At 64.3% G+C, this 10,283-nt stretch carries 7 protein-coding genes; 4 read left to right on the forward strand and 3 right to left on the reverse strand.

The window, feature by feature from the left end:
- Window positions 1–131: 131 nt before the first annotated feature.
- The gene (locus QMX78_RS17380) at window positions 132–2,237 is read right to left on the reverse strand and encodes a M13 family metallopeptidase (RefSeq protein WP_282271865.1); all 2,106 of its coding nucleotides are present in this window, start codon (window positions 2,235–2,237) and stop codon (window positions 132–134) included.
- 321 nt (window positions 2,238–2,558) lie between these two features.
- Between QMX78_RS17380 and QMX78_RS17385 the strand changes: the two genes are divergently transcribed.
- Window positions 2,559–5,504: an EAL domain-containing protein gene (locus QMX78_RS17385; protein WP_282271866.1), complete on the forward strand. Its 2,946-nt coding sequence runs from the start codon at window positions 2,559–2,561 to the stop codon at window positions 5,502–5,504.
- On the opposite strand, the gene QMX78_RS17390 is transcribed toward QMX78_RS17385, so the two are convergent.
- Window positions 5,496–6,398 carry a LysR family transcriptional regulator gene (locus QMX78_RS17390; protein WP_282271868.1) on the reverse strand — a complete coding sequence of 301 codons (903 nt, stop codon included), beginning with the start codon at window positions 6,396–6,398 and terminating at the stop codon, window positions 5,496–5,498. The genes QMX78_RS17385 and QMX78_RS17390 overlap by 9 nt on opposite strands.
- Window positions 6,399–6,496: 98 nt before the next feature.
- On the opposite strand from QMX78_RS17390, the gene QMX78_RS17395 reads away from it, so the two are divergent.
- Together QMX78_RS17395 and QMX78_RS17400 are read left to right on the forward strand one after the other, a co-directional pair.
- Complete coding sequence (locus QMX78_RS17395) at window positions 6,497–7,294, forward strand: class III extradiol ring-cleavage dioxygenase (protein ID WP_282271875.1); 798 nt, start codon at window positions 6,497–6,499, stop codon at window positions 7,292–7,294.
- A 191-nt stretch (window positions 7,295–7,485) separates the two neighbouring features.
- Window positions 7,486–9,132 (forward strand): Na+/H+ antiporter, encoded by a 1,647-nt coding sequence (locus QMX78_RS17400; protein ID WP_282271877.1) that lies wholly within the window; start codon window positions 7,486–7,488, stop codon window positions 9,130–9,132.
- Between the two features lie 155 nt (window positions 9,133–9,287).
- On the opposite strand, the gene QMX78_RS17405 is transcribed toward QMX78_RS17400, so the two are convergent.
- Window positions 9,288–9,536 carry a DUF3297 family protein gene (locus QMX78_RS17405; protein ID WP_282271879.1) on the reverse strand — a complete coding sequence of 83 codons (249 nt, stop codon included), beginning with the start codon at window positions 9,534–9,536 and terminating at the stop codon, window positions 9,288–9,290.
- 130 nt (window positions 9,537–9,666) lie between these two features.
- Between QMX78_RS17405 and QMX78_RS17410 the strand changes: the two genes are divergently transcribed.
- Window positions 9,667–10,209, forward strand: coding sequence for a hypothetical protein (locus QMX78_RS17410; protein WP_282271881.1), 543 nt, complete (start codon window positions 9,667–9,669; stop codon window positions 10,207–10,209).
- The last annotated feature ends 74 nt before the right edge of the window (window positions 10,210–10,283 follow it).

Raw genomic sequence — 10,283 nt, forward strand, 5'->3', positions numbered from 1 at the left:
GTGCCGAGCCATGCTCGGCAGGGGCTCTATCGGGAATGCTTCTTGCCGAGCATGGCTCGGCACTACCGCCAGCAGCACAGCAACCCCTCCCCAACCCTCCCCTTCGCTGCGCGAAAGGGAGGGGGTTCCTATTACCAGACCTTCACCCGCTTCTCAGGTGCCAGATACAGCTTCTGGCCTTCCTTGACCTCGAACGCCGGGTACCACGCATCCACGTTGCGCACGGTCAGTGCACGGAACTGGCCCGGAGCATGCACATTGGTCAGCAGTGAATTGCGCAGCGCCTGTTCACGCGCCTTGCTGCGCCAGGCCTGGGCGAAACCAAGGAAGAAGCGCTGGTCCGGCGTGAAGCCTTCCAGCGTCTGTTCCTGCTTGCCCTGCAGTGACAACCGATACGCGTCATACGCAGTACCAAGTCCAGCGACGTCGGCGATGTTCTCGCCCAGCGTCAGGCGACCGTTGACGTGTACGCCCGGGAACGGCTCGTAGCTGTCGAACTGCATCGCCAGCGCATCACCGGCGGCGTTGAATTTCTTCAGATCCTCCGCCGTCCACCAGTTGTGCAGCTTGCCGGTTTCATCGAACAGCGCGCCGGCATTGTCGAAGCCGTGGCTGATCTCATGGCCGATCACCGCACCGATGGCGCCGTAGTTGATCGCATCATCAGCGGCGCCGTCGAAGAACGGCGGCTGCAGGATGGCTGCCGGGAATACCAGGCGGTTTTCCAGCGGCACGTTCATCGCATTGATGGTCTGCGGCAGCATCGCCCATTCGCTGTGGTCGACCGGCTTGCCGAGTTTGGCGATGTTGCGCTGGTATTCGAACAGCGAGGCGCGCTGGGCGTTACCGAGTGCATCGTCCGGCTTCACGTCCAACGCGGTGTAGTCACGCCATTTGCTCGGGTAGCCCATGTCCACCTTGAGTCCGGCAACCTTGGCCTTGGCGTGCGCCTTGGTTTCCGGCGACATCCACTCCAGCGCGTCGATGCGCTTGGCGAAGGCGGCGATGATGTTCTTGGCCATCTCATCGGCGCGTGCCTTGGTGGCGGCATCGAAGTGGCGCTCGACGTAGATCTTGCCAACCGCCTCGCCAACCGCGCTGTTGGTCTCGGCCACCGCACGCTTCCAGCGATCGCTCTGCTGTGGGGTGCCGCTCATCGCGGTGCCATGGAAGGCGAAGTGGGCATCGGCGAAGGCCTTGGGCAGGTAGGTGGCTGCCTCATCCAGTGCGTGGAAAGCCATGTAGTCCTTCCACACATCCAGCGGCTCGCTGGCGACCAGCTTGGACAGGCCGGCCACGGCCTTCGGCTGCCAGACGATGAAGTCCTGCTGCGCTCCCAGGTTGGCGCCTTCCAGGAAGGCCTTCCAATCCATGCCCGGTGCCTTGCTGGTGAGGTCGGTTTGCTTCCAGGCGTTTGCGCCCTTCTGCACGTCGTTGGTTTCTTCCTGGGTGGCGTGGGCGCGGGCGATCTTGGTTTCAAGCGCGACGATGCGCGCCGCCTTGGCAGCCGCGTCCTTGTCGCCGGACAGCTCAAGCAGCTTGGCCACATAGGCCTGGTAGGCGCCGCGCAGCTCGGCCATGCGGCCGTCCTGCAGGTAGAAGTCACGGTCGGGCATGCCCAGGCCGCCCTGCACCAGGTAGGGCGCGTTGCGATCGGGCTGCAGCAGATCCACCGATACCCACACGCCGAACAGGTGCGGCGTGTAGAAGTTGGTGGCGTTGAGCAGGTCCACGTCGGCACGCAGGCTGGCACCCAGGGCCTTTGCCAATGCTGGCTTGTCGGCAATGCCGGCGATGGCCTGCAGCGCCGGCTGCACCGGCGCGATGCCGCGCGCTTCGATACCGGCTTCGTCCATGAATGCGGCGTAATAGTCACCAATCTTTCGGACTTCGCCGGGATTGGCCTTGCCGGCTTCTTCCATGATGGCGCGGGTGTCGGCCAATGTTTTCTCTGCGATCACATTGAAGCTGCCATAACTGGAGCGATCGGCGGGTATCTCGGTGCGCTGCACCCATTGCCCATTGGCGAAGTCGTAGAAGTTGTCGCCGGCAGCGACGCTGCGGTCCATGCCGTCGGCATCAAAGCCAAAGCTACCCAGCTGCGGTTTGGCAGCACTGCTGGCGGGTGCGGGTGTCGCGCTGGTATCAGTGGCGGGCGCGCTGGCGTCCTTTGCGCAGCCGCTGAGGGCAAGTGCGGTGCCGATTGCCAGTACCAGGAAGGAACGTTGCAAAGCCATGACGTTATCCGGAGGATGTGTATGACAAGTCTAGACCTCGAACCCCGTTCACAAAGATATTGATTCTGGCACTTGACGGATGTGCACAAGTGCGGGGAATGCGAGAAAATTGGTCACGCACTCTTCACGCCGACGGTGATTGTGCTGCATGCTTGAGCGAACGCGCTGCACGTGGTGTCTGGGGAGACATTGGCAGGGTGGAGTATGTGGTGTTCGCATGCGACCGTTGCAGGTCCCCACCTGCCGGTTCCTAGTTGTAGTGATGCCAGGACCAACATACGCAATGCCAGCTTTCCGCCTACTGATACGTTGGACTCACCGGTGACCCGGACGCCGGCTCATCCATTGCGGGTCATGATCATTGCCGGCGTGGCGGTGGGTTTGCTGTTGGCAGGTGGCATGATCAGCATGTTGTGGAACGACCGCAACAGCAGGCTTGAAGCCGCGCAGCGGCAATCGGCCGCGCTGGCCAGCGGCAGCAGCCGCTTGCTGCGCGCGCAGCTGGTCACATGGGAACGCGCGTTGCGCGGCACCGCCAGCGATACCCGGGAGTTCTATCGACAGGTGCCTGACCAGGCGCCTGCCTTGTTTGAGGCCAGCGTGCGTGGCGTGCTGGAGCGCAACCAGGACCTTGCGTCCATCACCTTGGTGGATGACCGTGGCGTGCCGCTGTCGGCAGGGGGGGGCGACCTCACCTTGCAGAGCTGGGTGGTTCCGGAAAACCGCCTGCTCAACGGTGGGCTCTACCTTGGTGCCCTCGAGCAGACAGCCGACAAACATTGGGTGCTGCGTGCAGCCCTGCAGGTGCAGCCGGGCCAGTGGCTGTTGACACGGGTGCGGCTGGGGGCGTTCCAGGAGGTCGTCAGTGGCCTGGATCTGGGCCGCGATGGCACTGCGTCCATTGGCAACCGCTACGGGCAGTTGCTGGCCCATAGCCGTGAACCGGAACGTCTGGTTGGCAATCCCTTGACGCGGCCGATGCGGGTTCTGCCGCCGTCGCCGATGGTGATGAAACGCGGTGTGGTGACCAGTCCTTATGACGGTGAGCGCCGCATCGCGGCGGTCAGCGTTCCAACAGATTTCCCGTTGAGCCTGTACGCCTCACTGTCCTACCGCGAGGTGATGGCGGGCTGGTATCTGCTGCTGTATGCCTCCATCGGCATCTATCTGCTGTATCTGACCGGTTTTGCCTATTTGATATATAGGGTTGACCGCAGTACCCGACACCAGCAGCAGCTCAGCGAAGAGCTGCAGGCCGGCAATGCCGAACTGGCATTGGCCCACGAAGTCGGCAAGGTGGGTACCTGGTCCATCCATGGCGAACGACCGATCGTGTATTGGTCGGCGCTGACCCAACAAATGCTGAGCCTGCCGGGGCGCAGCACTTCGCTGGAAGGATTTTTGACGCGGGTGCACGAGGAGGATCGCGCCTGGCTCAACGACATGCTGGTGCGCGCCTTGGCCGGCAAGGGCGCCTTGAACGCGATGTTCCGTTTGCGCAGCGGCGATGGTTTCCTGCGCTGGCTGTCCGCGCGCGGTGAGCTGGTCGATGATGCCGGTGACAGCAAGCGTCTGGCTGGCGCGGTGGTGGACATCAGCGAACGGGTCAACACCGAAGCGCGTGCGCAGGAGGCGCAGCGCCAGTTCCGGTTGGTGTTCGATCGCAACCCGGCGCCGTTCTGGATCTTCGACCTGATCACCCTGCGCTTCCTGGAAGTGAACCAGGCCGCGATTGATCAATACGGCTATAGCCGCGAAGAGTTCCTGGCGATGTCCATCCTCGACATCCGTCCGGCAGCGGAATGGGATGAGATCCGCCAGACCGCCGGCCGTGCCTTGAGTGGTGATCTGCTGGGGCTGCAGGTCAGCACCCACCTGCGCAAGGATGGCAGCGCATTCCATGTGCAGGCGCATTTCGCCAAGCTGGAATTTGCCGGCCGCAACGCCTGCCTGGCGCTGGCTGAAGACGTGAGCCAGCGGCTGCGTTACGAGAACGAGCTGGCTTACCGCGCCAGTCACCATGCCGGCACCGGCCTGCTGACCGTGCGTGCACTGTCCGAGCGCCTGGATGCCGGCAGCCTTGGCTACACCATTGCCCACGTGCAGCTGCGTGGCCTGCAGATGATCACCGACACCCTCGGCCGTGACGCCGGTGAGGAGGCACTGCGTGCGGTGTCGGTGCGGCTGGGCGGGCTGGCCGCCCGCCATGGCCTGCTGGCGCACCAGCCGGCGGAAGACTTCGTGCTCGCGATCGAAGGCGAGGGCGATCCGCAGATGGCGCTCAATGCCTTGCTGGCAGCGGTGGCGGAACCCATCCGCGGGCGTGATACCTATCACCAGCTGGAAGCCCGCATCGGCGTTGCCAGCTGCCCGTTGGATGGCGAGCTGGCAGAGCAGGTGCTGGGCCGTGCGGCACAGGCTGCGCATGCCGCACGCGAGACCGGTGTTGTCCTGCTGCACTTCAACGCGGGTATGGCGGCGCATTACACCGAGCGGCTGCAGCTGGCCGGGCGCATCCACATGGCCATTGATCGCGGTGAGTTCGTGCTGTACTTCCAGCCCATCATGGACGCGTCCGAAGGTAGTCCGGTTGCGTTGGAAGCACTGCTGCGCTGGCCGCAGGCCGATGGCAGTTTCATCGCGCCGGTCGATTTCATCCAGCTGTGCGAGGACACCGGCCTGATCATCGCGCTCGGTCGCTGGGTGATCCACGCCGCCGCGCGCGCGCAGAAACAGTTGTCTGCCGCCGGTTGGCAGCACCTGCCGATCGCGGTGAACGTCTCTGCGGTGCAGCTGTTCAACAGCGACCTGGTCGGCGAGTTCAGCCGTGCCATGCAGGACCACGGCCTGGCCCGCGGTGCGCTGCAGATGGAGCTCACCGAGAGCGTGCTGATGCGCAATCCGACCCAGGCGCTGCAGACCCTGGGCCACCTGCATGCCAATGGCGTGGGCGTGGCGCTGGATGATTTCGGTACTGGCTTCTCCAGCATGTCCTACCTGCAGCATCTACCGCTGGATTCGCTGAAGATCGACCGCGGTTTTGTCAGCGATGTCGAAACAAACCCACGCAACGCTGCCATCTGTCGCGCGCTGCTGTCGCTGGGCCACAGCATGGGCTTGTCGGTGATCGCCGAAGGCGTGGAGACCGAGGGCCAGCGGCGCTGGCTGGCCGCGCATGGCTGCGACCAGGTGCAAGGCTACCTGCTGGGCCGGCCGATGCCGCTGGAGCAGGTGCTGGCGATGCTGGAAGGCAGCCACTCAAGCTGAGCGGTCGGCGTCCTTGCCCAGGCATTCGACCAGGTAGTCGATGAAGCTGCGCACCTTGGGGGCCAGGTGGCTGCGGCTGGTGTAGACCGCATAGATGCCGATCGGGGGTACTTCCCACTGCGGCAGTACCGGCATGAGGCGGCCGTCGGCAAGTGCCTGGTCGATGATGAAGTCGGGTTGGGCGATGATGCCCATGCCGGCGATGGCAGCTTCGCGAAGCACCTCGCCATTGTTGGCGCGCAGGTGCGGTTGTACGGGGATGCTGACTTCACCCTCTGGTCCCAGCAGCTGCAGCGCCTCGCCGGCGGCGGAGTAGGTGTAGGCCAGGCATTCGTGCGTGGCCAGATCCTGCGGGGTGCTAGGTGTGCCGCGTCGGGCCAGGTAAGAGGGCGCCGCGCATAGGCGGATGTGGACTTGCCCCAGGTGCCGGGCAATCAGGTTCGGGGCCGGCTGGCGGATGATGCGGATGGCCAGGTCATAGCCTTCCTCGACCATGTCGACCAGGCGGTCGGACAACTGCAGGTCGAGCTCCACCTGTGGATAGCGCGCGCTGTAGGCCGGCAGCAATGCACCGAGCCGGGCGATGCCGTAGCTGACCGGCGCATTGATACGCAGCCGTCCGGACGGCTGCAGCGCCTGCGCGCCGACCGAGGCCTCCAGCTCGTCGAACTCGGCCAGCAGCTGCACGCAGCGCTGGTAGTAGGCGGCACCGGTGCTGGTTGGGCTGACCCTGCGCGTGGTGCGGTTGAGCAGGCGGGTGGACAGGCGCTTTTCCAGCGCGGCAATCTGACGGGTGACAGCAGCGGTGGAGATGTCCAAGGCATCAGCGGCGGCGCTGAAGCCATTGCGCTCAACCACTGCGACAAACACCCGCATGGCATCGATGGTGTCCATTGTTTCCGTTTCCGCAATAAAACGTTGCTGGTGAGATTATTTGTTGCCGGAGATCCAGGCAATAACCTGCACGCACCAAATCCTTCAGGGAGCCCACGATGCGCAGTTCACTGCCTTCCCTCTACATCTCGCATGGTTCACCGATGACCGCCCTGGAGCCGGGGTTGGTGGGGCCGCGTCTGGCTGAGCTGGCTGCCGGGATGCAGCGGCCGCGCGCCATCGTCATGGCCTCGGCGCATTGGCTGGGGCATGCGCCGCAGGTATCGGCAGCGGCCGAGCCGGAGACCATCCATGATTTTGGTGGCTTCCCAGAGCCGCTCTACCAACTGCAATACCCGGCGCCGGGGGCACCGGCGCTGGCCCGTGAGGTGGCCCAGCGGCTGGCCGATGCCGGGCTGCAGCCGGGCATCGACCCGCAGCGCGGGCTCGATCATGGCGCCTGGGTACCGCTGCGTTACCTGTATCCGGAGGCCGACATCCCGGTGCTGCAGGTGTCTATCCAACCCCGGCTCGGCCCGAAGCACCAGTTCGCGCTGGGCCGTGCACTGGCGCCGTTGCGTGAGCAGGGCGTATTGCTGATCGGCTCGGGCAGCATCACCCACAACCTGCACGACTGGCGCAACTACCAGGACGGCAAGGAAGCGCCGTATGTGCGGCCGTTCATTCACTGGGTGGAGCAGAAGCTGGCGGCCAACGACGTGCAGGCCATGTTCGACTACCGCCAGCAGGCACCATTCGCGGCCCAGGCGCATCCCACCGACGAGCATCTGTTGCCGCTGTACTTCGCGATGGGTGCAGCCGGCAGCGACCAGCTTGGCGCACGGCGGATCGACGCCGGCATCGACATGGGATTCCTGGCGATGGACATCTACCGCTTCGATGGCGAGGCGCAATGAGTTTGGCAGGTGGGCGCTTGGCGTGAAGCGGGGCACGCCAAGCCCACTCGCCCTGGCGTGATGCGATTGCGAGCGATCATCGAGCACATCGACGACAGCATCGCCTGATTGCTGTGGTAATTTCCCGGTATTCATCCGCCACTGCCAGTGTCGGCAGCCTGCTGTCGTGGTAGTGAATCCGTGGAACGGGCATGCACACGATTGAAGTAGTCCTGGCGATGCTGGTGGCGGTTGTCGCCAGTGGCTATCTGGTAAGAATCCTCCCCTTCTCATTGCCGTTGCCCTTGGTGCAGATCGGCTTGGGTGCCTTGATCGCGGGCGTGTTCAATCGCGGCCACGCGCTTGAGCCGGACATGTTCTTCCTGCTGTTCCTGCCGCCGCTGCTGTTCCTGGATGGGTGGCGCATTCCCAAACAGGGCCTGTTCCGCGACAAGGGCGCGATCCTGGAGCTGGCGTTCGGGTTGGTGGTGTTCACCGTGCTCGGTGCCGGCCTGCTGATCCACTGGATGATTCCATCGATGCCGCTGGCGGTGGCGTTCGCACTGGCGGCGATCATCTCACCGACCGATCCGGTGGCAGTCAGTGCGATTGCGTCACGCGTGCCCATTCCCAAGCGGCTGATGCACATCCTGGAAGGCGAGTCGCTGTTGAACGACGCCTCCGGCCTGGTCTGCTTCCGCTTCGCGGTGGCGGCGGTGATGACCGGTTCGTTCTCGCTGGCCGAGGCATCGCTGACCTTCCTGTGGGTGGCCTTCGCCGGCCTGGCGATCGGCGTGGCGGTGACCTGGAGCGTGTCCACCTTCCAGCGCTGGTTGTGGCGCAGTTTCGGTGAGGAGCCGGGCGCGGCGCTGCTGGTCAACCTGCTGATTCCGTTTGCTGCCTACCTGTTGGCAGAAGAACTGCACGCATCGGGCATCCTCGCCGCGGTCGCCGCGGGCGTGACGATGAGCTATGTGGAGCTGACCGGTCGCATCAGCGGCAGCATGCGCGTGCAGCGCAACGCGGTGTGGAACATGGTGCAGTTCAGCTTCAACGGCATCATCTTCGTGCTGCTGGGCGAGCAGCTGCCGGGCATTGTCGAGCGTGCGATCGAGACCATGTCGGTGACTGGCCATCACAGCGCGTGGTGGCTGCTGGTCTATGTGCTGGCGATCAATGCCGTGCTGGTGGTGCTGCGACTGGTCTGGGTATGGCTGTCGCTGCGCTGGAACCTGCTGCGGGCGCGGATGCGTGGCGAGAAAGAAACCACCAGTACCTCGTGGCGGGTGGTGCTGGCGATGTCGGTGGCCGGCGTGCGCGGCGCGATCACCTTGGCCGGCGTGTTGACCCTGCCGCTGATGATCCCCGGTGGTGAGCCGTTCCCTGCGCGTGACCTGGTGATTTTCCTGGCGGCGGCGGTGATCCTGGTATCGCTGGTCGGCGCCAGCCTGATGCTGCCACGCCTGCTGAAGGGCCTGGAGCTGCCCAAGGACGATGACAGCCGGCGCGAGGAAGACCTGGCCCGCAGGGCCTCGTCCAAGGCCGCGTTGGCGGCAGTGGAGAAGGCACGGCAGGCCTTGGTCGAAGGTCAGTCCACCAGTTCCGTGCAGTTGCTCAACGACGCTGCGGCGCGGGTGAGCCTGCTGTACCAGCGCAATCTGGAGAAGGGGCAGGGCCCGGACGAAGACCCGGAGAAAGTGCGGCGCATGGAACAGGCCTATCGCAGCCTGCGTAGCGCCGGCTTGAATGCCGAGCGCGAGGAGTTGTTCAGGCTGACCCGGCGCGGGCAGGTATCGGATGAAATCGCGCGCAAGCTGATCCGCAATCTGGATCTGCTGGAGACCCGGCAGAGGGATTGAGGGTGGTTGTTGGCTTCATTGGCTAGAAGCTTCCCCTCACCCCAACCCCTCTCCCGTGAACGGGAGAGGGGCTAAAGCACTAGCAGCCTACGCATATCTGGCCCCTCTCCCGCCTGCGGGAGAGGGGTTGGGGTGAGGGCAGGCTCTTAGGGCTTTTAAGCGTTCTTCAACTCAAGAAAATACGGCTCAACCGTACCCTTGATCTTCAGCGTCATCGGGTTGCCGCGGCGGTCGCGGGCCTTGCCGGCCTGGACGCGGATCCAGCCTTCCTGCACGGAATACTCTTCCACGTCATCACGCTCGATGCCGTTGAAACGCACGCCGACGCCGCGCTGCAGTGCTTCGGCATTGTGGAACGGGCTCTGCGGATTGACCGCCAGATGATCGGGAGGGGTATCGCTCATATCAATGCTTCAGTGAAGGCCACCGTGGCCCTCTTCGGGGCGCAAGGATAACCGCTGTGGCGTGCCAAGGCTTTCGCTGGCACGCCGCTGGCGGCAGAATGCGCGCCAATCATGTAGTGGAAACAGCCCCATGCCCGACAACAGCGCCGATTACGAAGACTCTGACGAACTGCAACCGGATTTCGACGAAGACGACCATCCAGCGCGGGTCTGGAACCTGCTGTGGCTGATCAATCCGGGTGATGAAGACGCGGCGCTGCAGCAGTTCGATGCTTGGCGCGAAGCGCGCGCGGGTAACGAGGAAGACGCCACTGATGAGCAATGGCTGTGGGACCTGAAGGATGCCATCGACTGGCGTTCAGGCTTCTACGTGGACTGGAAGGACACCGATTCCTTCGTCGCGGCACTGGACGAAATGGCCGCGCGCTGGAATCTGAACATCGCCTGGGGTGGTGACTTCGACGACGAAGACTTCACCGACGACCTCGACGTACCGATGCTGATGACCACCGCCCATGACCGCCTGCGCGAGCACGGCTACACGGTGTGGAACTGGAACACCGGTGGCGATGCCTATGCCGGTTGGGTGGCACTGAGCCGCGACGATGAAGCGATGCTGGCGCTGTGCTCGTTGCTGGGTGTCGAAGTGCGCCCGGGCAGCGACCCGTTCTAAGTCCGCAGCAACGGTAGCGCCGAGCCATGCTCGGCTGGGGCTTTACAAGCAGTCTTGTAGGAGCGGCGTAAGCC

The organism is Stenotrophomonas sp. PS02298 (assembly GCF_029959445.1).
In the GTDB taxonomy this organism is placed as follows: domain Bacteria; phylum Pseudomonadota; class Gammaproteobacteria; order Xanthomonadales; family Xanthomonadaceae; genus Stenotrophomonas.